Source organism: Mycobacterium paragordonae, from assembly GCF_003614435.1.
GTDB lineage: Bacteria > Actinomycetota > Actinomycetes > Mycobacteriales > Mycobacteriaceae > Mycobacterium > Mycobacterium paragordonae.
This window is the reverse complement of record NZ_CP025546.1, coordinates 3,005,715-3,030,127: the sequence shown is the minus strand read 5'-3', so window position 1 is coordinate 3,030,127 and position 24,413 is coordinate 3,005,715. Positions and strand designations below refer to the sequence as shown.

The 24,413-nt window shown below is 67.6% G+C and carries 19 protein-coding genes; 8 read left to right on the top strand and 11 right to left on the bottom strand.

All coding sequences use genetic code 11. From position 1 onward, the window contains the following. Window positions 1–68: 68 nt before the first annotated feature. The 5 genes from C0J29_RS13990 to infC form a co-directional block, all read right to left on the bottom strand. Window positions 69–1,055 (bottom strand): PE family protein, encoded by a 987-nt coding sequence (locus C0J29_RS13990; RefSeq protein ID WP_120792687.1) that lies wholly within the window; start codon window positions 1,053–1,055, stop codon window positions 69–71. Between the two features lie 152 nt (window positions 1,056–1,207). Further along, window positions 1,208–2,008 carry a TrmH family RNA methyltransferase gene (locus C0J29_RS13985; protein WP_120792686.1) on the bottom strand — a complete coding sequence of 267 codons (801 nt, stop codon included), beginning with the start codon at window positions 2,006–2,008 and terminating at the stop codon, window positions 1,208–1,210. A gap of 19 nt (window positions 2,009–2,027) precedes the next feature. Continuing rightward, window positions 2,028–2,417, bottom strand: coding sequence for a 50S ribosomal protein L20 (rplT, locus tag C0J29_RS13980; RefSeq protein WP_065049062.1), 390 nt, complete (start codon window positions 2,415–2,417; stop codon window positions 2,028–2,030). Between the two features lie 89 nt (window positions 2,418–2,506). Next, a complete protein-coding gene (rpmI, locus tag C0J29_RS13975) occupies window positions 2,507–2,701 on the bottom strand; it encodes a 50S ribosomal protein L35 (RefSeq protein WP_065049064.1) in 195 nt (64 codons plus the stop codon). A gap of 56 nt (window positions 2,702–2,757) precedes the next feature. Next, entirely contained in the window at window positions 2,758–3,348 is a 591-nt protein-coding gene (gene infC, locus C0J29_RS13970; protein WP_082978315.1) for a translation initiation factor IF-3, read from the bottom strand. 415 nt (window positions 3,349–3,763) lie between these two features. On the opposite strand from infC, the gene lysX reads away from it, so the two are divergent. Genes lysX through C0J29_RS13940 form a run of 6 tightly spaced genes read left to right on the top strand, consistent with a single transcriptional unit; the run spans window position 3,764 to window position 11,507 of the window. Next, a complete protein-coding gene (lysX, locus tag C0J29_RS13965) occupies window positions 3,764–7,099 on the top strand; it encodes a bifunctional lysylphosphatidylglycerol synthetase/lysine--tRNA ligase LysX (RefSeq protein WP_120792685.1) in 3,336 nt (1,111 codons plus the stop codon). A gap of 57 nt (window positions 7,100–7,156) precedes the next feature. Beyond that, window positions 7,157–8,665, top strand: a complete 1,509-nt coding sequence (locus tag C0J29_RS13960; protein WP_120792684.1) for an alpha/beta hydrolase — start codon at window positions 7,157–7,159, stop codon at window positions 8,663–8,665. Window positions 8,666–8,668: 3 nt separating this feature from the next. Continuing rightward, window positions 8,669–9,106 carry a DUF6653 family protein gene (locus C0J29_RS13955; protein WP_065049070.1) on the top strand — a complete coding sequence of 146 codons (438 nt, stop codon included), beginning with the start codon at window positions 8,669–8,671 and terminating at the stop codon, window positions 9,104–9,106. Window positions 9,107–9,116: 10 nt separating this feature from the next. Continuing rightward, window positions 9,117–9,365, top strand: a complete 249-nt coding sequence (locus C0J29_RS13950) for a hypothetical protein (protein ID WP_065049116.1) — start codon at window positions 9,117–9,119, stop codon at window positions 9,363–9,365. 41 nt (window positions 9,366–9,406) lie between these two features. Then, a complete protein-coding gene (locus tag C0J29_RS13945) occupies window positions 9,407–10,588 on the top strand; it encodes a winged helix DNA-binding domain-containing protein (protein WP_120794719.1) in 1,182 nt (393 codons plus the stop codon). A gap of 34 nt (window positions 10,589–10,622) precedes the next feature. Beyond that, the gene (locus C0J29_RS13940) at window positions 10,623–11,507 is read left to right on the top strand and encodes a DMT family transporter (protein WP_172834742.1); all 885 of its coding nucleotides are present in this window, start codon (window positions 10,623–10,625) and stop codon (window positions 11,505–11,507) included. A 31-nt stretch (window positions 11,508–11,538) separates the two neighbouring features. Here the strand turns inward: C0J29_RS13940 and uvrA are convergent, their stop codons facing one another. Then, window positions 11,539–14,442, bottom strand: coding sequence for an excinuclease ABC subunit UvrA (gene uvrA, locus C0J29_RS13935; RefSeq protein WP_065049072.1), 2,904 nt, complete (start codon window positions 14,440–14,442; stop codon window positions 11,539–11,541). A 145-nt stretch (window positions 14,443–14,587) separates the two neighbouring features. Between uvrA and C0J29_RS13930 the strand changes: the two genes are divergently transcribed. Then, on the top strand, window positions 14,588–15,274 hold the full coding sequence (locus C0J29_RS13930) for an MBL fold metallo-hydrolase (RefSeq protein ID WP_120792683.1): 687 nt from the start codon (window positions 14,588–14,590) through the stop codon (window positions 15,272–15,274). Window positions 15,275–15,283: 9 nt separating this feature from the next. On the opposite strand, the gene C0J29_RS13925 is transcribed toward C0J29_RS13930, so the two are convergent. Further along, a complete protein-coding gene (locus C0J29_RS13925; protein WP_065049076.1) occupies window positions 15,284–15,724 on the bottom strand; it encodes a universal stress protein in 441 nt (146 codons plus the stop codon). A gap of 123 nt (window positions 15,725–15,847) precedes the next feature. Between C0J29_RS13925 and C0J29_RS13920 the strand changes: the two genes are divergently transcribed. Continuing rightward, window positions 15,848–17,419, top strand: coding sequence for a mannosyltransferase (locus C0J29_RS13920; RefSeq protein WP_120792682.1), 1,572 nt, complete (start codon window positions 15,848–15,850; stop codon window positions 17,417–17,419). Here C0J29_RS13920 and C0J29_RS13915 read toward each other — a convergent pair. The 4 genes from C0J29_RS13915 to C0J29_RS13900 all read right to left on the bottom strand — a co-directional run bounded on the left by C0J29_RS13915 (window position 17,408) and on the right by C0J29_RS13900 (window position 24,357). After that, on the bottom strand, window positions 17,408–18,814 hold the full coding sequence (locus C0J29_RS13915) for an MFS transporter (protein ID WP_120792681.1): 1,407 nt from the start codon (window positions 18,812–18,814) through the stop codon (window positions 17,408–17,410). The two genes, C0J29_RS13920 and C0J29_RS13915, sit on opposite strands and share 12 nt — an antisense overlap. A 27-nt stretch (window positions 18,815–18,841) precedes the next feature. Further along, window positions 18,842–20,275, bottom strand: a complete 1,434-nt coding sequence (locus tag C0J29_RS13910) for an MFS transporter (RefSeq protein WP_120792680.1) — start codon at window positions 20,273–20,275, stop codon at window positions 18,842–18,844. Continuing rightward, window positions 20,272–22,428 carry an excinuclease ABC subunit UvrB gene (gene uvrB / locus C0J29_RS13905; protein ID WP_120792679.1) on the bottom strand — a complete coding sequence of 719 codons (2,157 nt, stop codon included), beginning with the start codon at window positions 22,426–22,428 and terminating at the stop codon, window positions 20,272–20,274. Before uvrB ends, C0J29_RS13910 begins: the two co-directional genes overlap by 4 nt. Before the next feature lie 75 nt (window positions 22,429–22,503). Next, window positions 22,504–24,357 (bottom strand): PE family protein, encoded by a 1,854-nt coding sequence (locus C0J29_RS13900; protein WP_120792678.1) that lies wholly within the window; start codon window positions 24,355–24,357, stop codon window positions 22,504–22,506. Window positions 24,358–24,413: the final 56 nt, after the last annotated feature.

The following is a 24,413-nucleotide window of genomic DNA, read 5'->3' as shown; positions in this document are numbered from 1 at the left end:
ATGCAAATAATTTGCTATCGCAGGCGAATAACCTGCACCTGACGCCGTTTAGGTCCGTGCGCCGTCGGTTAAAGCGGAAGACCGAAAGCCTTCAAGACTTCCGTGCCGAGACCGCCGAACTGTGAGCCGCCGAAGGCGAAGTTCGAACCAGACCACGCCTGGGTGACGGAGGGTACGGCGCTGGCGTCGGTGATGCTGAATGCGGGCACAGACATCGTGATCGGCGCCGAGGACGCGAAGAGCCCACCGAACGGAATGCCAAGGCTGACGTCTGGACCCGTCCCACCGATCTGCCCCAGCGGCAAGGTGATCGTCTGATGACCGAAGAGGACGGCATTCGTCCAGTTGAATGGCGCGGAGAAGAAGGCGGTGGCCGCTCCCAGGACGTTTCCGCCGGTCATGGCGGAGGTAAACGCGTTGTAGCTGTTGAACAGCGAGTAGCCGCCGGTGATCATCGGACCTGCCGCGCCGATGGCGAGTCGCAGCGGGGTGGGCACGCTGATCGTCCCGCCGGTGAGCCCGAGTGTCGACACCACGGACGTGGGGCTGCCCACTGTGGAGACCGCACCGTTGACGGCGAATGACACGGGACCAAGAGGCGTGACGGCACTGATCGCTGCGCTCAGCGGTCCGTTGCCTGACGACGGGACATCGAACGTCTGCGTGATGGATATCGGGCCGAACGGGGTACTGATCGAGCTGGTTTGGCTGACGGCCTCGGCCGGGTTGATGACGCCGGCGCCGCCCAACAAACCGCTCAAAGCCTGCTGAGCATTGGCGATCTCGGCGTTCACATACTGGGCCGCGCCGCCGTTCAAAAGTTTTACGAACTCGGCTTGAAAAGCCGCGGCCCTGGCATTGACTGCGGCGAATTCCTGGCCATGTGTTCCGAATAGCGAGGTGATCGCCGCCGAGATTTCATCAGCACCCGGCGGCGCGATCGCAGTGGTGCTGCGCACCGCCGCGTCGCTCGCGCTGCGTAACGACGAGCCCATGCTTTCAATGTTGCTGCTTGCCGTCGCCACAGCGTCCGGAACAACCGTGAGAAGTGACATGAATTCCCCCTTTACGGAGACCCGCCGACCCCAGACCCGCCTATTGGACGAGAGCCGAATAGTAACAGTCAGGCGTCAGCACTGTCACCAATGAGTTTCAAAGGCTTTACCGATTCGGCCTGCCTCATTGAGCCGAGCGGGCGACCGAAAGGTCACCTTCGCTGACCAAGTCTTAATTCGCGGGCACTCTGGTACAGGCAGATGGCAGCGGCCGCAGCAACATTCAGGCTCTCCGCTCCCCCTGCCATCGGGATACGCAACCGGCGATCGGCTTGCGCGGCAACCTCGGCCGGCAGCCCTTGCGCCTCAGGTCCGAACAGCCACGCCGTCGGCCGCGCGAGGATCGGGTCGGCATCGTCGAGGGAGATTTCGCCGTCCACCGCGGTGGCCAGCACCTGCAAACCGCCCGCCCGCAGCAGGGCGAGCACCTCCGCGGTGTCGGGTGCGACCACGACGGGTATCGAGAAGATGCTGCCGGTCGAGGCGCGCAGGCACTTGCCGTTGTAGGGGTCGACGCTGTGCCCCGCCAGAAGTACCGCCGCGGCGCCCATCGCATCGGCGATGCGGATGAGCGTGCCGGCGTTGCCCGGTTCGCTGATGTCCACCGCAACCGCGATCAGCCCCGGCGATGAGGCAAGCACGTCGTCCAGGCTCGTCGCCGGGATCTCGCATACCGCAATCAGACCACTGGGAGTCACCGTGTCGGACAACGCCTTTGCGGCGCGTTCGGTCACCGGGTGCACCGGCACCCGCTGCCCGGTGACCAGCGCGTCGTGCCGGCGCGCGGCGTCCTCGGTAACGAACAGATCCCGGACCAGCCCACGCTGCAGGGCCGCTTCAACCAGATTGGGACCTTCGGCGAGAAACAGCCCTGCGCGGCGCCGGCCCACGTGACGGTGCAGCTTGACCGCCGCCGCCACCCGGGCCGAGCGCTCGGTGAGCGCAGCCGTCATGGTCTGCGGACCCGGTGGGTTAGGCAGCCTCTCCGGAGGGTGCGTTGACGTCCTCAGGCAGCGCGGCCCGTGCGACCTCGACCAGCGCGGTGAACGCCGCCGGATCGCTGATCGCGATGTCGGCCAGGTTCTTGCGGTCCACCTCGACGCCGGCGGCCTTGAGGCCCTGGATCAGCCGGTTGTAGGTGATGTCGTTGGCACGCGCGGCGGCGTTGATCCGCGAGATCCACAGCTTGCGGAACTCGCCCTTGCGAGCACGACGGTCGCGGTATGCGTACTGCAGCGAATGCAGTTGCTGCTCTTTGGCCTTGCGGTAGAGCCGGGATCGCTGGCCGCGATAGCCCTTCGAGGCTTTAAGGACGCTGCGCCGCTTCTTGTGGGCGTTTACCGCCCGCTTCACGCGTGCCATGGGGTGTTCCTACTCTCGTTCAAAATCGGTCGGGGGCTGCCGAAAAGCCCGCTGTCGATGGGGGTTTCGTTGGGGGATGCGGCGCGGCGTCAGCCGTTGAGCATCGAGTTGACCCGCTTGGTGTCGTTGGCCGACACCACCGTGCGACCGTCGAGCCGACGGGTGCGCTTGGTCGCCTTGTGCTCGAGCAGATGCCGGCGGTTGGCTTTCTGCCGGACGATCTTGCCGGTGCCGGTGCGCCGGAACCGCTTCGAAGCCCCGCTGTGGGTCTTGGCCTTAGGCATGTTTCCTCGGTTTTCCTGATTCTCGTGAGCTGTTCTGGTGGTGCTGCGTGCTGTTGCTAGGACGGTTGGGCGTCGCCAGCCGCATCGGCCGGTCCTGCCGCACTCTCCGGATGTTGCGCCCTGGCGCGAGTTTTCGCGCCACGGTGCGGTGCCAGCACCATCGTCATGTTGCGGCCGTCCTGCTTGGCCGACGTTTCGACGAATCCGTATTCGGCGACGTCGGCGCCCAGCCGCTGGAGCAGCCGGTAGCCCAGCTCCGGCCGTGACTGCTCGCGGCCGCGGAACATGATGGTGACCTTTACCTTCGACCCCGCTTCGAGGAAGCGGACCACGTGGCCCTTCTTGGTCTCGTAGTCATGGTCGTCGATCTTCGGTCGCAGCTTCTGTTCCTTGACGACGGTCTGCTGCTGATTCCTGCGGGATTCACGCGCCTTCTGCGCCGCCTCGTATTTGTACTTGCCGTAGTCCATGATCTTGCAGACCGGCGGCCTGGCATTGGGAGCAACTTCGACAAGGTCGAGATCGGCGTCCGCGGCAACGCGGAGTGCGTCTTCGATACGCACGATGCCTACCTGCTCTCCCCCCGGGCCGATCAATCGAACTTCAGGCACGCGAATGCGCTCGTTGACGCGGGTCTCAGTGCTGATGGGGCCTCCCTCGTTGGCTTCTGTTTCAGTGCGGCCGTGGACGGGGCCTGGAAACAGTGGTGGAGGCACACCAACCATCAGCAAAAAAGCCCTGCACACGCAGGGCCCATTGCCGACCGATCGCGGCTTGACCTGGTCAAACCGCCTGCGCAATGCACAGAACAGGCATCTTCACGATGCCTGTGACCGGACCGGATTGCCTTGAGAAATCTCGTGGCAACCGGTGGGAGTGGGACTCCTCTTCACTGTCCCTGGCTTGCCGCCGGGATGGTCGCAGCGATCAGTCTAGCAGGCATAACGGATCGGTCCGGCAATCCGCCAGGCTCAGACACCCGGCTCCATTTATCAAGCCAGTCTTGGCAAGTCGTCGCTAACGCCGGGAATTTCCCAGCCTAAGCGAATATCCTCGCGGTCTGTGACACTCACTAAGCCGCGCCCGACGCGCCGGCCGACTTCCCGGTATCACTGGCTGCCAGCGGCAGCCGGGTGGATTGTCGGCGTCATCGCGACCGTGTCGCTGCTCGCCAGCGTGTCCCCGCTGATCCGGTGGCTGATCCACGAGCCGCGGGAGTTCATCAACAAGTACCTGTTCAACTTCCCCGATACCAGCTTTGCCTGGTCATTCGTGCTGGCCTTGCTGGCGGCGGCGCTGGCGGCTCGCAAACGCATCGCCTGGTGGGTGTTGCTGGGCAACATGGTGGTGGCCGCCGGAATCAATGCCGCCGACATCGCCGCCGGCGGCAACACTCCCGCCGAGGCGTTCGGCGAAAACCTCGGGTTCGCCTTCCACGTCGTGACCATCGTGCTGCTGGTCCTCGGGTACCGGGAGTTCTGGGCCAAGGTCCGCCGCGGCGCGTTGTTCCGGGCGGCGGGCGTGTTGCTGGTCGGGGGCGCCATCGGGATCCTGCTGTCCTGGGGTCTGGTGGAAATGTTCCCCGGGACGCTGGCGGCGCCGGACCGGTTGCCCTATGTGGCAAACCGCGTCGTCGGCTTCGGATTCGCCGATCCCGACCTGTTCACCGGCCGGCCGCACACATTCCTCAATGCGATCTTCGGGTTGTTCGGTGCGTTTGCGCTGATCGCCGCCACCATCGTGCTGTTCCTATCGCAGCGCGCCGACAACGCCCTGACCGGTGAGGACGAGTCCGCCATCCGCGGACTCGTCGAACTCTGGGGGAAGAACGACTCGCTGGCCTACTTCGCCACCCGCCGCGACAAGTCGGTGATCTTCGCCCCCAGCGGCCGCGCCGCGATCGCCTATCGGGTCGAACTCGGGGTCTGCCTGGCCAGTGGGGACCCGATCGGCGATCCGCGGGCATGGCCGCAGGCAGTCGCGGCCTGGATGGAACTCTCCCAAACCTACGGCTGGTCGCCGGGGGTCATGGGCGCCAGTTCGGAAGGTGCCCGGGTGTATCGGGAAGCCGGCCTGAACGCCCTGGTGCTCGGCGACGAGGCGATTCTGCGGCCGTCGGAGTTCAAGTTGTCCGGCCCGGAGATGCGGGGGGTCCGCCAGGCCGTGACGCGGGCTCGGCGGGCCGGGCTGACGGTGCGTATCCGCCGGCACCGCGACATCCCCCGGGACGAGATGGAGCAGACCGTCGAGCGCGCGGACTCCTGGCGCGACACCGAAACCGAGCGGGGTTTCTCCATGGCACTGGGCCGCCTTGGCGATCCGGCCGACGGTGACTGCCTATTGGTCGAGGCGATCGGCCCGGACAACCAGGTGGTGGCCATGCTGTCACTGGTGCCGTGGGGTAACACCGGTGCCTCACTGGATGTGATGCGCCGTTCCCGGGAATCCCCGAACGGCACCATCGAACTCATGGTCAGCGAACTTGCGCTGCACGCTGAAAGCCTTGGGATCAATCGTATTTCGCTGAACTTCGCGATGTTTCGTTCAGCGTTCGAGCAGGGCGAACAATTGGGCGCCGGCCCGGTTGCGCGGCTGTGGCGCGGACTGTTGATCTTCTTCTCGCGCTGGTGGCAGATCGAGACTCTGTATCGCTCGAACATGAAGTACCAGCCCGAATGGGTGCCGCGGTTCGCCTGCTACGACGACGCTCGGTTGATCCCCAAGGTCGGCGTCGCATCGGCGTTCGCCGAGGGCTTTCTGACGTTGCCCTTCACCCGGCGCGACAAGGTACACACCGGCCACCACCCGGCCGTGCCGCAGCAGCTGGTGGACAGCGGACTATTGCACCCCGACGGCACGGCACCCGACGTCAGTGGACTGCAGGTGGCAGACCTGCCGGCGAGCGACGACATGCGGCGCCGTCAGCCCGAACAGGTGCGGGTCCGGTTGGCCAAGCTGAAGAAGCTGCAGGACAGCGGCATTGAGGCGTACCCGGTAGGTGAACCGCCCAGCCACACCGTCGTACAGGCGCTCGCCGCCGAAGACGGAGCCCCCGTCTCGGTGGCCGGACGTATCCTCCGGGTCCGCAATTACGGCGGCGTGCTGTTCGCGCACCTGCGCGACTGGTCGGGCGAAATGCAAGTGCTCCTGGACAATTCGCGCCTGCAGCAGGGCCGGGCGGCAGACTTCAACGCGGCGATCGACCTCGGCGACCTGGTTGAAGCCAACGGACAGATGGGGTTCAGCGACAAGGGCACCCGATCGCTGATCGTCACGAACTGGCGACTGATCGGCAAATGCCTGCGCCCGCTGCCGGACAAGTGGAAGGGACTCACCGACCCGGAAGCCCGGGTCCGGACCCGCTATGTCGACCTGGCCGTCAATGCGGAGTCGCGCCAGCTGATCACGGCCCGCAGCAGCGCCTTGCGGTCGATTCGCGAGACCCTGTTCGCCAAAGGGTTCATCGAGGTCGAAACACCCATGCTCCAGCAGGTCCACGGGGGTGCCACCGCCCGTCCGTTCGTGACCCACATCAACGCCTACGCAATGGACCTGTTTCTGCGCATCGCGCCGGAGTTGTACCTCAAGCGCCTGTGCGTCGGCGGCGTGGAACGGGTCTTCGAACTCGGCCGGGCCTTCCGTAACGAGGGTGTCGACTTCAGCCACAACCCCGAATTCACACTGCTGGAGGCCTACCAGGCGCACGCCGACTACACGGTATGGATCGACGGATGCCGCGAACTGATCCAGAACGCCGCCGAAGCTGCCAACGGCGCCCAGATCGCGCTGCGGCCCAGAACTCAGGATGATTCGATTAGCCACGGAGCGCGACTGGAGCCCGTCGACATCTCCGGTGTGTGGCCGGTCAAGACGGTCCACGACGCGGTCTCCGAAGCCCTCGGCGAGGGGATCGACGCCGACACGCCACTGAAGACCCTGCGCAAGCTGTGCGACGCCGCCCGCATCCCCTACCGGGCCTACTGGGACGCCGGCGCGGTGGTGCTGGAACTGTACGAGCACCTGGTGGAGGACCGCACCGAGCACCCGACGTTCTACATCGACTTCCCGACCTCGGTATCGCCGCTGACCAGGCCACATCGCAGTAAGCGCGGGGTGGCCGAACGCTGGGATCTGGTGGCCTGGGGAGTCGAGTTGGGCACCGCCTACAGCGAGCTCACCGACCCGGTGGAACAACGGCGCCGCCTCGAGGAGCAGTCGCTGCTGGCCGCCGGCGGCGACCCCGAGGCCATGGAACTCGACGAGGACTTCCTGCAGGCGATGGAGTACGCGATGCCCCCCACCGGAGGCTTGGGAATGGGCGTCGACCGTGTCGTCATGCTGATCACCGGTCGCAGCATCCGAGAAACCCTGCCGTTCCCCCTCGCCAAACCGCACTAGGTCCGGCTTAGCTGACGCGCCCGGGTCCAGTTAACTCACAGGAAATATTGCGGAAACATGATCCCGGATGGGATCCCGGCGAACAACAATGAACCCGTGACCGCGTCGACGCCTCATAGCTTGGCGCCCGCCGCGTCGGCTGACGGGTTCTCGACGCAGGCGTTCAGCCACACCTCCCTCATGCACGGCTGGGTGCCGATCACCGTTCAGGTCGTGACGGGCGTGGCGTTGCTGCTGGCGATCGGCTGGCGGACGCGCGCCTGGCGGCTGCGCTGGTTGCCCTTGGCGGCATTGGCCGGGGGCGTGGCGGCGTACGGGACGCGCGCATTCGTCAGCCGGCTTTCCACCGAGCCCGTCCCGGGCGCGCTGTGGCTCTGGGCCGGGCTGGCCGGCCTGGCGGTGACGGTGCTGATGCTCGGCTGGCGCAGCGCGCAATGGTGGCGTCGGGGCATCGCACTGCTGGCTGTGCCGCTGTGTCTGTTCAGCACCGCGTTGACGCTCAACATGTGGGTCGGCTACTTCCCGACGGTGCAAGCGGCGTGGGGTCAGCTCACCTCCGGCCCCTTACCCGACCAGACCGATCCGGCCACCGTCACCGCGATGAAGGGCAAGGGCGTCCGCCCGCCGCACGGGAGCGTGGTGCCCGTCGTCATCCCTTCCGACGCATCGCATTTCAAGCATCGCGGCGAACTGGTGTACCTGCCACCGGCCTGGTTCGCCAGTGACCCACCGCCGCGGCTGCCGACGGTGATGATGATCGGCGGTCAATTCAACACGCCCGCCGACTGGGCACGGGCCGGCAATGCGGTGCGGACCGCCGACGCCTTTGCCGCCGCCCACGACGGCAACGCTCCGGTGCTGGTCTTCGTGGACTCCGGCGGTGCGTTCAACAACGACACCGAGTGCGTCAACGGGCGGCGCGGCAACGCCGCCGACCATCTGACCAAAGATGTTGTGCCGTTTATGGTTTCAAAATTCGGGTCCAGCCCCGAACCGGCCAATTGGGGCATCGCGGGCTGGTCGATGGGTGGGACCTGCGCGGTGGATCTGACCGTCATGCACCCCGGCATGTTCAGCGCATTTGTCGACGTGGCCGGCGACCTCTACCCCAATGCGGGAAACAAGGAGGAGACCATATCCCGCCTGTTCGGTGGCAACGCCGAGGCCTGGGCGGCATTCGACCCGACCACGGTGATCACCCGGCACGGCCCGTACACCGGCGTTGCGGGATGGTTCGCGATCCCCGCGCACCGCGAACTGTCCATCGCCGACACCCCCGCCATGCGACTCGCCGGCCGAGACGCCGCCGCCAACCCCAGCAACCAGACTGCCGCCGCCAACGCGTTGTGTGCGCTCGGCCGCTCCTACGACATCGACTGTGCGGTGATTTCGCAACCGGGCAAGCATGACTGGCCCTTCGCCGACCAGGTCTTCGCGACGGCGCTGCCGTGGCTGGCGGGGCGGCTGGGCACTCCCGGAGTGCCCCGGATTCCATTGCCGGGCACCGCTACTCCCCCGGCGCCCGCCCCGCCGGCGAATGCGCAAGTAGTCGCGGCCGGGCGGTAGCCGGTGCGATCAATTGCCCGGGTCCGCCGCGCGATTTTCGCGCGGCACTGCAACCCGTGGAGCGCGTGGACCCGGTGGGCAAGCACACCCCTGACCCTGGTCCCGGTCTGGACCCGGCGGCCGGTCCACGCTGTGCTGGTCGGCGTGTGGCTGGCGATCAACCCGTTCGTTTTCGGCGAGCCGCACCACCACCGCGCCTGGGCGACGCGGGCGATGCTGGGTGAGGAACTGTGGATCACCCGCCGACCCCGCGACGCCGCCATGGTGGTGAGCGGGGCGACCTCGGTCGCCGCAGCGGTGGGCGTGATCGCGGCTCGCCGACGCCGGCTGCGGCCCGCGGTGATCGCCGTGGCGGCGCAGATGGCACTGACGATGCTCTATTGGCAGCAAATGGTGCGATACCTCGAGCGGCACGACGTTGCCGACGGCGACCACCAGTAACGTGTCGGGCATGCCCGATCAACCGGCTGCCTCCAGCCAACCGACTACCCCTGACCCCGGATACGACGACTCAGGTGTGCCGACGTTCGACTCAGTGCGCGAGAAGATCGAAACACGCTTCGGGGCAGCCCAGGGCGCCGAGGAACTCGCGGCCGAGACCACCGAAGGCAGATCCGTCGAGGAGCAGTACGAGGAGCGTCAGCGGGCGGCCGCAGAGCGCCTGGCCAAGATCCGGGAGTCTATGCGCACCGATGACTGACACCCTGCGGTATGACCGGGCCGCGACACAGTTGGCCCGACGTGCGTAAATTCAGCATCGCGGAGCGCCGGAACCGGTTGGCACGCAGGCACTTTCTCAGCGGTTCCGGGTCGGTGTCTCGGGTCACCGCCGGGTTGATCGGTCTGCACGCCACCGATCCCGCCACTCCGTACCTGTCGCTGTGGGCGCGCTGCCGCGGCTTCTCCCCCACCGACCTGGACCGCGTGCTGTACGAAAAGCGCTCTGCGCTCAAGCATCTCGCGATGCGCAGGACACTGTGGGTGGTGAACTCCGATGACGTGGCGCTGGTGCAGGCGGCGGCCAGCGGCCAGGTCGCCGATAACGAGCAGCGCCGCCTGGTCGCCGACCTGCACAAGGCCGGGGTGACTTCGGACGGCGAAGGCTGGCTCCACCGGGCCTGCGCCGCGGTGCTGCGCCACCTGTCTGAGCACGGCCCGGCCAGCAGCACCGAGTTGCGGGCCGCGCTGCCGGAATTGGCCGGCAGCTATGATCCGGCACCCGGAAAACGTTGGGGCGGGCCGGTTCCGGTGGCCCCGCGGGTGTTGACGGTGCTGTCCGCGCGCGGCGAGATCGTGCGCGGCCCCAACGACGGGGGCTGGACCGCGTCGCGACCCCGGTGGAGCGCCACGACAGATTGGCTGACCGAGCCCGGCGAGCCGGTACCCGAGGCCGCTGCGCGGGCGGAGTTGATCCGCCGTTGGCTGCAGACGTTCGGTCCGGCGTCGGTCACCGACATCAAGTGGTGGTTCGGCACCACGTTGACGGCGGTCCGGGCGGCGCTGGCCACCATCGGCGCAGTCGAAGTGGACCTGCACGGCGGCCCAGGCTATGCGTTGGCCAACGACCTGGCGGTCGAACCGGAGGTGCCGCCGTGGGGCGCGCTGCTCCCCGGCCTGGACTGCACCACGATGGGCTGGTCGGAGCGGGACTGGTACCTGGGCGAGCATCGCGGGCAGGTGTTCGACAGCAACGGCAACGCCGGACCCACGGCATGGTGGGACGGGCGGGTGGTGGGCGGCTGGTGTCAGGACCCCGCCGACAAGAAAGACGCTCGCGTCCACCTGCAACTGTTGGAGGATCCGGGCGCCGAGGCGAGGCGGACATTGCAGCAGCGGGCCGATGAGCTCACCGACTGGCTGGACGGAGTCCGGATCAGCGCACGTTTCCCGTCACCGTTGTCGAAGTCGGTTTCGCAACGGTGACATCGAAGGACGGGACACCGGGTATGCGAGCACCATGGACTGGCTGATGTCGCATGCGGTCGCGATCGGCTCGGCGTTGCTGGCATCGTTTGTCGCGGCGGTGGGCATTGTCGTCCGCCAGGCCGCCCTGCAGAATCCCGCCCTTGAGGGCGGATCCGCCGGCGCCGTCGCCGTCCTTCGTGACCGGTTGTGGTGGGCGGGCACGGCCGCCGCCACTGCCGGATACGCGTTTCAGGCCATGGCCCTGGCGCACGGATCGCTGCTGCTGGTGCAACCGATGCTGGTGTCCTCTTTGCTGTTCGTCCTACCGCTCAGTGCGGTCCGACTGGGACACCGCGTGCCCGGCTCCGAGTGGGCCTGGGCAAGTCTGCTGACCGCCTCGCTCGCCGTGTTCGTGCTGGTGGGGCAACCGCGAGAAGGAAACTACCGGCCTCCGACACCGGCCTGGACGTTGGCACTCGGGGCGGCGGTGCCGGTGCTCGTGGCGGTGCTGGCCGCCCGTCGGACCGAAGGCCGAATCCGCGCCTCGTGGCTGGGCGTGGCGGTTGCCTTGCTGCTCGGAATGATCGCCGTGCTCACCAAGACCTGCACGCACCGCTACGCGGTCGGTGGGTGGAACGCACTTTTCACCTCTCCGGCGCCTTACGTGCTGGTGGTCCTCGCGGTCGTGGCGACAGTGCTGCAGCAGTGGGCATTTCACGCGGGGGCGTTGCAGGCGTCCGTCCCCATCATGCTGGTCGGCGAGCCGGTGGTCGCGGTGATGCTGGGCGTCGCCGTGCTCGGCGAGCATCTGACGGCGCATGGTGTCGGGGCGGTCGCGCTGCCGGCAGCGATCGCGGCCATGCTGGCGGCCACGATTGCGCTGGCCCGTGGTGAAGGCGCGCAGACAGAGGAAGCCGCGTCAGCGCTGCGGCGGTGACTCAGCGATTGCGCCGGCCCGAGCGATGGTATTACGCGCTGACTTTGCGTCGTTTGGTGCTCCGCCGGGCGGCCGGTGGTGCCACGACTTCGGCCAGGAACTTCCCGGTGTAGCTTTCCGGCACCGCGGCCACGTCCTCCGGGGTGCCCTGAGCGACAACGGTTCCGCCGCCGGCCCCACCTTCGGGTCCCATGTCGACGATCCAGTCCGAGGTCTTGATCACGTCGAGGTTGTGTTCGATGACGATCACCGTGTTGCCCTTGTCGACGAGGCCGTTGATCACCTTGAGCAGCTTGCGGATGTCGTCGAAATGCAGGCCGGTGGTGGGCTCGTCGAGGATGTAGATCGTCCGTCCGGTCGAACGCTTCTGCAATTCCGATGCCAGCTTCACCCGTTGGGCCTCCCCGCCGGACAGCGTCGGCGCGGGTTGTCCGAGTCGCACGTAGCCCAGGCCGACGTCGACCAGCGTGCGTAGGTAGCGATGAATGCCGCTGATCGGCTCGAAGAACTCCGCGGCCTCCTCGATCGACATGTCCAGCACCTCGGAGATGGTCTTGCCTTTGTAGTGCACCTCCAGGGTTTCCCGGTTGTAGCGGGCGCCCTGGCATACCTCACACGGCACATACACATCGGGCAGGAAGTTCATCTCGATCTTGATGGTGCCGTCACCGGTGCAGGCTTCGCAGCGGCCGCCCTTGACGTTGAAGGAGAACCGGCCTGGTTGGTAGCCGCGTACTTTCGCTTCGGTGGTGGCGGCGAACAGGGTGCGGATCTTGTCGAACACCCCGGTGTAGGTGGCCGGGTTGGATCGCGGGGTGCGGCCGATCGGTGACTGGTCGACCCGGACGAGCTTGTCCAGGTGATCCAGGCCGGTGACGCGGGTGTGCCGGCCGGGTACCTGCCGCGCGCCGTTGAGACGGTTGGCCAGCACCGCGGCCAGGATGTCGTTCACCAATGTCGACTTGCCGGAACCGGATACGCCGGTCACCGACGTCAGGACCCCGAGCGGGAACGACACGTCGATGCCGCGCAGGTTGTGTTCGCGGGCCCCGACCACCGTGATCTGGCGCTTGCGGTCGGTGGGCCGCCGCAGCGCGGGCATCTCGATGCTTTCGCGCCCGGACAGATAGGCGCCGGTGATCGAGTCCTTGTTCGTGAGCAACTCGCTGTACGGACCGCTGTGCACGATCAGGCCGCCGTGTTCGCCGGCCCTGGGCCCGATGTCGACGATCCAGTCGGCGTGCTCGATGGTGTCTTCGTCGTGCTCGACGACAATCAGCGTGTTGCCCAAATCCCTGAGGCGCGTGAGCGTTTCGATGAGCCGACGGTTGTCGCGCTGATGCAGGCCGATAGACGGCTCGTCCAGCACGTAGAGCACGCCGACCAACCCGGAGCCGATCTGAGTGGCCAGCCGGATACGCTGCGCCTCACCGCCGGACAGCGTGGCCGCCGCCCGCGACAGCGACAGGTACTCCAGCCCGACGTCGAGCAGGAAGCCCAGCCGCGACTGGATCTCCTTGAGCACCTGCCCGGCGATCGCCGCCTCCCGGGTGCCCAGCGTGAGGGCGTTCAGGAAGTCCGAGCAGTCGGCAATCGAGAGCTCGCAGACTTCGGCGATGGACTTGGGGCCGTACTGCCCCGCGGTCAGCATCACCGCCAGGATTTCCGGCTTGAGCCGTGTGCCGTCACAGACCGGGCACGGGATGTCCCGCATGAAGCCCTCGTAGCGTTCCTTCATCTGCTCGGACTCGGTCTGGGCCATCTTGCGTTGCAGGAACGCCAGCACGCCCTCGAACTCCGCGTAGTAGGACCGGGTGCGCCCGTAGCGGTTGCGGTACCGCACGTGCACCTGTTCGTCGGCACCCTCCAGAATCGCCTTGCGGGCTTTGGCGGGCAGCTTTCGCCACGGGGTGTTGACGTCGAACCCGAGCGCGTCGCCCAGGCCCGCCATCATCCGGGTGAAGTACTCGGCGGTGTGGCCCGACGACCACGGCGCCACCGCACCCTCGGCCAGAGTGAGGTCGGGGTCGGGAACCACCAGGTCCGGGTCGACCTCCTTGCGGATGCCCAGACCGACGCATTCGGGGCAGGCGCCGTACGGCGAGTTGAACGAGAAGGACCGCGGTTCCAGGTCGTCCACGGCCAGGGCGTGCCCGTTCGGGCAGGCCAGCTTTTCGGAGAAGCGCTGCTCACGCGGGTGGTCATGCTCGTCCCGGTCATCCGGGAACTCCAGCACCACGATGCCGTCGGCCAGGTTCAGCGCGGTCTCGACCGAGTCGGTGAGCCGCTGCTTGGCGCTGGCTTTGACGGTGAGGCGGTCCACCACCACCTCGATGTCGTGCTTCTCCTGCTTTTTCAGTTTCGGCGGCTCGGTCAGCGGGTGCACCACCCCGTCGACCCGCACCCGGCTGTAGCCCTGTGCGTTCAGCTTGTCGAAGAGGTCGGCGAACTCCCCCTTGCGGGTTCGCACCACCGGGGCGAGCACCAGGAACCGGATGCCCTCCTCCATCGCCAGCACCTGGTCGACGATTTGCTGTGGGGTCTGACGCGCGATGCGCTCACCGCAGATCGGGCAGTGCGGGGTGCCGGCGCGGGCATAGAGCAACCGGAGGTAGTCGTAGACCTCGGTGATGGTGCCGACCGTCGAGCGCGGGTTGCGGTTGGTCGACTTCTGGTCGATGGAGACCGCCGGCGAGAGACCTTCGATGAAGTCGACGTCCGGCTTGTCCATCTGGCCCAAGAACTGCCGGGCGTACGCCGACAGCGACTCCACGTAGCGGCGCTGACCCTCGGCGAAGATGGTGTCGAACGCCAGCGAGGATTTGCCCGAGCCGGACAACCCGGTGAAGACGATGAGGGCGTCCCGGGGTAGATCGAGGTCGACACCGCGCAGGTTGTGCTCGCGCGCACCCTTGACAATGAGGCGGTCAGCCACGCTGCCCCTTTCAGCTGAAACGTGTACGGCCCTGGCGTTGAACGATCACAGCGGAACAGTCAGAGCGGGGGCCGCATTCCATGCTAGGTGCCCCCACCGACAGGTAAGCGGCCAAGCCGCCCGCCACCAAGTAGCGTGCATGGTTATGACCGCTGCCCCCGAAGTCAGTGACAACTACACCGGACACGTCGAACCGGGCACGGCGGCCCGACGCACGCTGCCCGGAGCGACGATCGTGAAGGCCTCGGTAGGCCCCATGGACAACAACGCCTACCTGGTCACCTGTTCCGCGACCGGGGAAACGCTGCTGATCGACGCCGCGAACGATGCCGATGTCCTGATCGAACTCGTTCGACGGTACGCGCCGTCGCTATCGCTGATTCTGACCAGCCACCAACACTTCGACCACTGGCAGGCGCTGGAAGCCGTGACCGAGGCCACCGGAGCGCCGACCGCCGCCCACGAGATCGACGCGGAGCCGCTTCCCGTCCAGCCGGATCGTTTGCTGGCAAATGGCGACACGGTTCGGATCGGTGAGCTGGCGTTCGACGTGATCCACCTGCGCGGGCACACCCCGGGCTCGATCGCGCTGGCGCTGGACGGGCCCGCGACCGGCGGCGTGACCCACTTGTTCACCGGCGACTGCCTGTTCCCGGGCGGCGTCGGCAAGACGTGGCAACCCGGCGACTTCGAGCAACTGCTCGACGACGTTTCAACCCGGGTGTTCGACGTCTACGACGACTCCACCGTGATCTATCCCGGCCACGGCGACGACACCGTGCTCGGCGACGAACGCCCGCACATCCAGGAGTGGCGCGAGCGCGGCTGGTAAAGCCCCGATCTAGGTGGTGTGCACGATCAGGACGTCGACCTTGGCCTTACGCGAGACGTTGGCCGGAACCGAGCCGAGCAGCCGGCCCGCGATGGTGCTCAGACCGACGTTGCCGACCACCAGCAGATCCGCTTTCTCCGACTCGGCCAGCTGCACCAGCGCGTCCACCGGGGCGCCTTCGATCGCCCGGTCTTCGACGTTCTTGGCGCCGGCGTTGTGCGCCCGCTCCTTGGCGTCGTGCAGGATCTCGTAGATCGGCCCGGTGCCGGTGACCTTGTAGCTCTCGCTCTTGAGGGCGTCGACAGCGCGAGCGTCCTCGTGCTGCGGAAGATATGCCGAGGCGATGATCAGTTTGGCGTCCGACCCCGCGATCGCAGCTGCCCTGTCTACCGCGCGCATCGACGAATCTGAGCCGTCAGTCCCTACGACCACGGTTTGATAGGCGCTCATTTACCCTCCCAGGTGTCGGTGTCCGCCAACCCAAGACCCTATCGCGTTGCTGGACGTCGACGGGAGAGGTTTGCGGCGCGGGTCACGTCCGGACCGCGTGTGCACATAAAGTTGAGATCAATCATGTCTGTGTCAATCGTTGAAAATCCCGTGGCTGACGACGCCGAACCGGGCGCCACGGCACATCCGCGCGGGCGTTTCCTGGACCCTTGGGTCGTCGCGGCGCTCACCGCGCTCATCAGCGGGGCCTGGGCCGGCCGGCCGTCGCTGTGGTTCGACGAGGGCGCGACCATCACCGCTGCGGCCAGCCGCACACTGCCCGAACTGTGGAAGTTGCTGGGTCACATCGACGCGGTGCACGGGTTCTACTACCTGCTGATGCACGGCTGGTTCGCGATCTTCCCGCCGACGGAATTCTGGTCGCGGGTCCCCAGCGCGCTGGCGGTGGGAGCCGCCGCCGCCGGTGTGGTGGTTTTCGCCAAGCAGTTCTCCGGGCGCGGGACGGCGCTGTGCGCGGGTGCCGTTTTCGCCATCCTCCCCCGGGTGACCTGGGCGGGAATCGAAGCACGCTCGTCGGCGCTGGTGGTGGCGGTGGCGGCCTGGCTGACGGTCCTGGTGGTCGCCGCGACGCGGCGCAATCGGCCGCGGCTGTGGGTGTCCTACGCGCTGTTGTTGATGGTGGCCATCCTGGTCAACGTCAACATGGTGCTGTTGGTGTTGGTCTACGCCACGGTCCTGCCCTTACTGGCGCCCGGGCGGCCGCGCAAGTGGCCCGCCATCTGGCTGGGCGTGGCATCGGTGGTTGCTCTCGGCGCGATGACGCCGTTCATGCTGTTTGCCCACAAACAGGTGTGGCAGGTCGGATGGATCAACGGGCTCAACCGGAACCTGTTCCTCGACGTCGTACACCGCCAATATTTCGACTACAGCGTCCCGTTCGCGATCCTGGCGGGCGTGCTGGTGCTCGTCGCCGCAGTGCTGCGTCTGGCCGGCAAGGCCCGGGCCGAGGCCGGTGCCGGTCGACTATTGGCAATCAGCGTGCTGTGGGTGGTGGTACCCACGGCCTTCGTCCTGATCTATTCGGCCGTCAACGAACCGATCTACTACCCGCGCTACCTGATCTTCACCGCTCCCGGCGCGGCCGTCGTCCTTGCCGTCTGCCTCGTCGCGGCCACCCGCAGGCGCTGGCAGGTCGTCGCGCTCGTGCTGATCCTGGCCGGCGCGGCCTTCCCGAACTACTACTTCACCCAACGCGGTCCGTACGCAAAGGAGGGCTGGGACTACAGCCAGGTCGCCGACGTCATCAGCGCCCACGCCTCGCCCGGCGACTGCCTGCTGGTGGACAACACGGTGCCGTGGAAGCCCGGGCCGATCCGGGCGCTGCTGGCGACCCGGCCGGCGGCCTTTCGGTCGCTGATCGACGTCGAGCGGGGTTTCTACGGACCGAAAGTCGGGGCGTTGTGGGACGGGCACGTCGCGGTGTGGCTGACGACGGCGAAGATCAACAAGTGTCCCGCGTTGTGGACGATCACCAATCGGGACAAGTCACTGCCGGATCATCAAGTGGGACAAGCGTTGTCGCCGGGCGCGGCGTTCGGGCGGGCGCCGGTCTACCTGTTCCCGAGCTACCTGGGCTTCCACATCGTGGAACGCTGGCAGTTCCACTACTCCCAGGTCGTGAAGTCAACCCGCTGAAGATCGCCGGTCCCGGTGCGTCGCCTGATAGGAGGCGAGGAAGCCGAGCGCGGCCAGTGCGGTGAACACCGAGAACAACCAGCGCGCCGATGTCACCTCGCCGCCCGGTGCGGTGTTGACCACCACACCGGCCAGACCGGCTCCGAAGGCCCCGGAACTCAGTTGGATGATGTTGATCGCGGCGGCCGCGGCGCTGCTCTCGGCCGGATCGTCGACCGCGGTCATCGCCCGCACCGCCAGGTGCGGCCACGCGATTCCGATGCCCGCGCCGGTGATCAGCAGTGCCAGCGCCCAGATCGCGACGATCCCGAGTGGCGCGTAGGGACGCTGGGTGACGGCACCCAGCGCGAGCCCGGTCGCCATGATCAACGGCGCGACCGCAACGACATGCCCGATCACCTGACGATTGGTCAGTGACGCACTGGCGATCTCGCCGATCGTCCACCCGGTAGCCAGTGCCGCGCCGAGAAATCCGGCCTCCACCGGGCTCAGGTCGGCCAGTTGCTGACCGAACAGCGGCACATAGGTGTTGGCCATCGCGGCGACCATCTGCACGGCCATGGTCAGATAGATCCATTTCAACGGCCCAGGGCCGAACACGCTGCGCGGCAACACCGCAACATGCATGCGCCAGTCGACGATCAGAAAGACGGCCACCAGCAGCACCGCGGCGGCCAGCAGCCCCAACGTCTGCACCAGATAATGCGGCAGGGCCGCGACGCTGACGGCCAGAGCGGCGGCCCCCATCAACAGCAGTGACCAGATGGGCACCGCCCGGGACGGCGACTCCTCCTCCGAGTCACGGCGTGCTGCAACGACTTTCACCACCAGCACGCCCATCAGCGCGGCCGCCAGGCCCATCGCGACGAAAGCCCATCGCCACCAACCGAATTGGGCGAAAATCCCGCCGGCGGTGGGTCCGATCAAGGTCGCGACACCCCACATGGTCGACACCAGTGCCGAACCACGGGTCCACAGGTGGCGCGGCAACGCAGTGTTGATCAGGGCGTATCCCAGACCTGCCAACAGGCCCCCGGCCACACCCTGCAACATGCGACCCGATATCAGCACTTCCATCGTCGGCGCCAGCGCGGAGACCAGGCCGGCGAGCCCGAACACGGTGAGCCCCATCAGATATGACGACCGCGCCCCGACACGCAGCAGCATCGGGTTGACCGTGGTGGCCGCCACCACGGAACCGATCAGATACAGCGTCGTCGCCCAGGAGAACAGCCGGTCACCGCCGATGTCGGCGACGATGCTCGGCAACATGCTGACGGTGAGGAATTCGTTGGTGGCATACAGCGCAACGCCGCCGGCCAATACGGTGCAGGTACCCAGGTGCTGGCCGAGCAGCTCACGCCAGCTGCCGGTCTCGCTGACCGTTTCCGTCACTCCTCCACCGTAAGAGGTGCGGGCTTGTTAGGGACGCAACTTCGCTGCCCGTAGCGGCGCGGAACGACGAGCACCGCGGGTCGCCCGATAGGACGCCAGCACGCCGAGCGCCGCCAGCACGGTGAAGACGCCGTACAGCCAGCGGGCCTCCATCAACTCGCCGCCGGTAGCCGAATTCACCACGACACCCGCCAGACCGGCACCGAAGGAGGCGGAGATCAATTGCACGGTGTTGATCGCCGCGGCCGCCGCACCGCTTTCCGCGGGGTCGTCGACGGAGTCCATGGCGCGCGCCGACAGATGCGGCCAGGCCATCCCGATGCCGGTTCCCGCGATCAGCAACGCCACCGCCCAGACTGCGATCCGTCCGAGCGACGCGTCGGCACGCTGGGTGACGGCGCCGAACGCCAGCCCGGACGCCATGAGCAGCGGTGCGGTCAGGACGACGCGGTTGATCACCCGCGGGTTGCTCAGCGAGGCGCTGACGATCTCGCTCAATGTCCACCCGACCGCGAGCGAGGCGCCGAGGAAACCGGCCGCGACCGGACTCAGGTGTCCCAGGCGCTGACCGAACAGCGGCACATAGGTGTCAACCATGACGGCCATCATCAGTACGGCCAGGGTCAGATAGATCCATTTCAGTGGTCCGGTGCCGAACACACTGGGCGGCAAGACGGCGGCCCGGCTGCGACGGTCGACGACGACGAACGCCGCGACCAGCAGCACGCCCACCGCGAGCAGTGCGGCGATGGCCGCGGCGTGGTGCGGCAGCTGCGCGACGCTGACCGCCAACGCCGCCGCACCGACCAACAGCAGCGACCCGACCGGGACCCGGAGCGCGGGGGCCGCCGGGTCGTCCTCGGCGGTCGCGCTGGCCGCCAGCACCGCCGGAACCAGAACGGCCAGCAGCGCCGCCAGGACGGCCATCGCGCCAAAAGCCCACCGCCACAGGCCAAATTGCGCGAACAGACCACCCATCGCCGGTCCGACCACGGTCGCGACGCCCCACATCGCCGAGACGAGCGCCGAGCCGCGCGTCCACAATTCACGCGGCAGCGCGGCATTGATCAGCGCATAGCCCAGCCCGGCCAGAGTGCCGCCGGCGACTCCCTGCAGGGTGCGCCCCGCGATCAGCACCTCCATCGTCGGAGCCACCGCGCACGCGACGCTGGCCACCCCGAACACGGCCAGCCCCAGCAGGAATGAGGACCGCGCCCCGAAGCGGCGCAGGATCGAGTTGACGGTGGTCGCGGCCACCACCGATCCGACCAGGTAGAGGGTGACTACCCAGGCGTACAGGCGATCGCCGCCGATGTCGGCGATGGTGCTGGGCAGCAGGCTGACGGTCAGGAATTCGTTGGTGGCGTACATCGCGACGCCGCCGGCCAGCACCGTGGACGTGCCTAGGTGCCGGCCGAGCAGCTCACGCCAGCTCCCGGTCTCGCTCGTCGTCTGTGTCACTTCAGCCCGGCGGCATCCATTCCGCGCAGCTCTTTCTTCAGGTCGGCGATCTCGTCGCGGAACCGGGCGGCCAGCTCGAACTGCAGGTCGCGCGCGGCGGCCATCATTTGCGCGGTCAGGTCCTTGATCAGGTCGGCCAACTCGGCGCGCGGCATCGTGGAGGTATCGCGTCCCTCGATCACGCCGGCACTTACGGCCCGGCCGGGCTCGCCCTGCGCGCGCCGGCCGCGGGATGCGTTGCGTCCGGATCCGCCGATCTCGACGTCGGTGTCGTCCGCCTCGCGGTAGACCTGGTCGAGGATGTCGGCGATCTTCTTGCGCAGCGGCTGCGGGTCGATACCGTTGGCCTCGTTGTAGGCGACCTGCTTCGCGCGGCGGCGTTCGGTCTCGTCGATCGCCTCTTTCATCGAGTCGGTGATCTTGTCGGCGTACATGTGCACTTCGCCGGAGACATTCCGCGCCGCACGGCCGATGGTCTGGATGAGGCTGCGCACCGAGCGCAGGAAGCCCTCCTTGTCGGCGTCGAGAATCGACACCAACGACACCTCGGGCAGGTCCAGACCCTCGCGCAGCAGGTTGATGCCGACCAGCACGTCGTACTCGCCGAGCCGCAGCTGGCGCAGCAGCTCAACGCGGCGCAACGTGTCGACCTCGGAATGCAGATAGCGCACCCGGATACCCATTTCTAGCAGGTAGTCGGTGAGGTCTTCGGCCATCTTCTTGGTGAGCGTCGTGACCAGCACCCGCTCGTCGCGTTCGGTGCGCTTGCGGATCTCGCCGATCAGGTCGTCGATCTGCCCCTTGGTCGGCTTGACCACAACCTGTGGGTCCACGAGGCCGGTCGGGCGGATCACCTGCTCGACGAACTCGCCACCGGTCTGACTGAGCTCGTACGGCCCGGGCGTGGCGGACAGGTACACCGTCTGCCCGATCCGGTCCGCGAACTCCTCCCAGGTCAGCGGGCGGTTGTCGACCGCCGAGGGCAACCGGAACCCGTACTCGACGAGGTTGCGTTTGCGCGACATGTCGCCCTCATACATGCCGCCGATCTGCGGCACGGTGACATGCGACTCGTCGATGACCATCAGGAAATCTTCGGGGAAGTAGTCCAGCAGGGTCGCCGGAGGCGAACCGGGACCACGACCGTCGATGTGGCGGGAGTAGTTCTCGATGCCGGAGCAGAACCCGACCTGTCGCATCATCTCGATGTCGTAGTTGGTGCGCATCCGCAGCCGCTGGGCTTCCAACAGCTTGCCCTGCCCCTCCAGCTCGGCGAGCCGGTCGGCCAGCTCCTGTTCGATCGTCGAGATGGCCAGGGCCATCCGCTCGGGACCGGCCACGTAGTGGGTGGCCGGGAAGATGCGCAGCGAATCGACCTGGCGGACCACGTCACCGGTCAGAGGGTGCAGGTAATACAGCGCCTCGACCTCGTCGCCGAAGAACTCGATGCGCACGGCCAGCTCTTCGTAGGACGGGATGATCTCCACGGTGTCGCCGCGCACCCGGAACGAGCCGCGGGTGAACGACAGGTCGTTGCGGGTGTACTGGACGTCGACCAGCAGCCGCAGCAGCCCGTCACGCGGCACCTCCATGCCGACCTGCAACTCGACGGAGCGGTCCAGGTAGGACTGCGGCGTGCCCAGGCCGTAGATGCACGACACCGACGCCACCACCACGACGTCGCGGCGGGACAGCAGCGACGACGTGGCGGAGTGCCGCAGCCGCTCGACGTCGTCGTTGATCGAGCTGTCTTTTTCGATGTAAGTGTCGGTCTGCGCGATGTACGCCTCGGGCTGGTAATAGTCGTAGTACGAGACGAAGTACTCAACTGCGTTGTGCGGCAACATCTCTCGTAGTTCATTGGCCAGCTGGGCGGCTAGCGTCTTGTTCGGCGCCATCACCAGGGTGGGCCGTTGCAGCCGTTCGATCAGCCAGGCCGTGGTCGCCGATTTCCCGGTGCCGGTGGCACCGAGCAGCACCACGTCGCGCTCCCCCGCTTTGATCCGGCGCTCCAGTTCGTCGATGGCGGCGGGCTGGTCGCCGGCGGGTTGGTGCGGGCTGACTACCTCGAAGCGGGCTCCGGAGCGCACGACCTCGTCGACGGCCCGGTATTCCGAATGGGCGAGTACTGGGTGTTCGGTGGCGAAAGCCATAGCATCAGGGTAAAGCCAGGCACCGACAGCCTTTATTCCTCAAGCGTGCTGGGCACTTTTGGTGCAGGGGCGTCGCTAAGACGTCCCGTTCGCGCCGGCTTTGCCGGCCAGGCTTCCACCTCGCCCGCCGACGCCGCCGACCGCGCCGCCACCGCCGCCGGCGCCGCCGTTGCCGCCGTCACCGATCAGTTGCGCATTGCCGCCGTTACCGCCGTCTTTACCAACGCCGTCGTTACCCGCGCCACCGAAACCCGCACCACCAGCACCGCCGGTACCACCCGCACCGCCGCCGCCTCCGTTGCCATACCACGCTCCGCCTTGACCACCGTTCGAACCTGCCCCGCCGTCACCGCCGGCGCCACCCACAGCGTTCGTACTCAACCCACCCTGAGCGCCCCTGCCGCCGGCGCCCCCACCGCCGCCGTTGCCGATCAGCCCAGTACCTCCACCCGCTGCACCGGCTCCGCCGCTGCCGCCGATGCCGCCGTTGGGACCGTTGAAGGAAATGCCGCCAGCTGCCCCGTCTCCGCCGGCTCCGCCTGCTCCACCGTTCCCAGACAGGAATCCGCCCATGCCCCCGACGCCGCCGGTTCCGCCGTTGCCGCCGGTCTCCCCCGGCGCATCGCCGAAGTTAGCTCCGCCGATTCCGCCGTTGCCGCCACCGCCACCGCCACCGCCGTTACCGATCAAGCCGGCGGCGCCGCCCTGTGCGCCGGCCCCGCCGGCACCACCCTTGCCGGTCGGGTCATTGGGCATGGCGGCACCGCCACCGCCACCGCCTGAACCCCCGACACCGCCGCTGCCGATCAGCAGCCCGCCCCGACCGCCATAGGCGCCGTCTCCGCCGGCCCCGCTCACGCCGCCGACGTCGCCGGTCCCACCGATACCACCATGGCCGCCGACACCACCCGATCCACCGTCGCCGATCCACCCGCCCGCGCCGCCATGTCCGCCGGCGGCACCCAGCCCACCAGCCCCTCCGACGCTCGGGCCGGCACCACCTTGGCCACCTTGACCTCCCGCGCCGCCGGCTCCGCCGTTTCCGATCAGTCCGCTTGCACCGCCGTGTCCACCAACCCCACCCGACCCGGCGTCCGCACCAATCCCTGCGGGGCCGACACCCGGAACGCTTCCGCCGTCACCGCCGGCGCCGCCCGCGCCGCCGGTTCCGTATAGACGACCGCCGGCACCACCCGTACCGCCCGCTCCCGCGGCACCACCGTCGACTGCACCGGCGCCCGCAGCGCCGAAACCACCGCTACCACCGGCACCACCGGCTCCGAACAGCCCGGCCGACCCACCGTTGCCGCCAATCCCCCCGGCGCCACCGGCAGTGACAGCTGTTCCGCCGGCTCCGCCGGCGCCACCGTTGCCGTACAACCAACCGCCCTGGCCACCGGCGCCGCCCGCAGCACCGGCGCCACCTGCGCCGCCAACCCCGCCCGATCCGATCAACCCGGCGTTGCCACCGGCCCCGCCGGCGACCCCGTTGGCTCCGCCGGCGCCACCGGCCCCGCCACTGCCGTACAGCCAGCCGCCGTCACCGCCGCGCTGACCGGGCGCGCCGTTTGCGCCGTCGCCGACCAGTGGGCGCCCGGTCAGACTCTGCACCGGCGCGTTGATCGCGTTGACCAAGGTCTGCTGGACATTGGCCGTCTCCGCCGTCGCGTACGCGTTCGCGCCCGCGGTCAAGGTCTCCACGAACTGCGCATGAAACGCGGACGCCTGCGCGCTCAGCGCCTGATACTGGCGAGCGTGAGCGTTGAACACCGCCGTAATCGCCGCTGATACTTCGTCGGCGGCGGCGGAAACCAAGTTTGTCGTCGAGCCGACCGCGCCTTGGTTGGCAGCGGCCAGGGCCGATTTGATTCCGGCCAACTGTTCTGCCGTAGCCGAAATCAGCTGCGGAGTTGCCATCGTGAACGACATTCGAGCCTCCCCCGGTCAGGATGGCCCGCAACTTACCAACTCCGATCTAGTTTTGC

Bases quoted from the DNA above. Each gene is read 5' to 3' on its own strand.
- C0J29_RS13990 (WP_120792687.1), bottom strand. From the start codon at position 1,055: ATGTCACTTCTCACGGTTGTTCCGGACGCTGTGGCGACGGCAAGCAGC.
- C0J29_RS13985 (WP_120792686.1), bottom strand. From the start codon at position 2,008: ATGACGGCTGCGCTCACCGAGCGCTCGGCCCGGGTGGCGGCGGCGGTC.
- rplT (WP_065049062.1), bottom strand. From the start codon at position 2,417: ATGGCACGCGTGAAGCGGGCGGTAAACGCCCACAAGAAGCGGCGCAGC.
- rpmI (WP_065049064.1), bottom strand. From the start codon at position 2,701: ATGCCTAAGGCCAAGACCCACAGCGGGGCTTCGAAGCGGTTCCGGCGC.
- C0J29_RS13960 (WP_120792684.1), top strand. From the start codon at position 7,157: ATGATCCCGGATGGGATCCCGGCGAACAACAATGAACCCGTGACCGCG.
- C0J29_RS13950 (WP_065049116.1), top strand. From the start codon at position 9,117: ATGCCCGATCAACCGGCTGCCTCCAGCCAACCGACTACCCCTGACCCC.
- C0J29_RS13940 (WP_172834742.1), top strand. From the start codon at position 10,623: ATGGACTGGCTGATGTCGCATGCGGTCGCGATCGGCTCGGCGTTGCTG.
- C0J29_RS13930 (WP_120792683.1), top strand. From the start codon at position 14,588: ATGACCGCTGCCCCCGAAGTCAGTGACAACTACACCGGACACGTCGAA.
- C0J29_RS13925 (WP_065049076.1), bottom strand. From the start codon at position 15,724: ATGAGCGCCTATCAAACCGTGGTCGTAGGGACTGACGGCTCAGATTCG.
- C0J29_RS13920 (WP_120792682.1), top strand. From the start codon at position 15,848: ATGTCTGTGTCAATCGTTGAAAATCCCGTGGCTGACGACGCCGAACCG.
- uvrB (WP_120792679.1), bottom strand. From the start codon at position 22,428: ATGGCTTTCGCCACCGAACACCCAGTACTCGCCCATTCGGAATACCGG.
- C0J29_RS13900 (WP_120792678.1), bottom strand. From the start codon at position 24,357: ATGTCGTTCACGATGGCAACTCCGCAGCTGATTTCGGCTACGGCAGAA.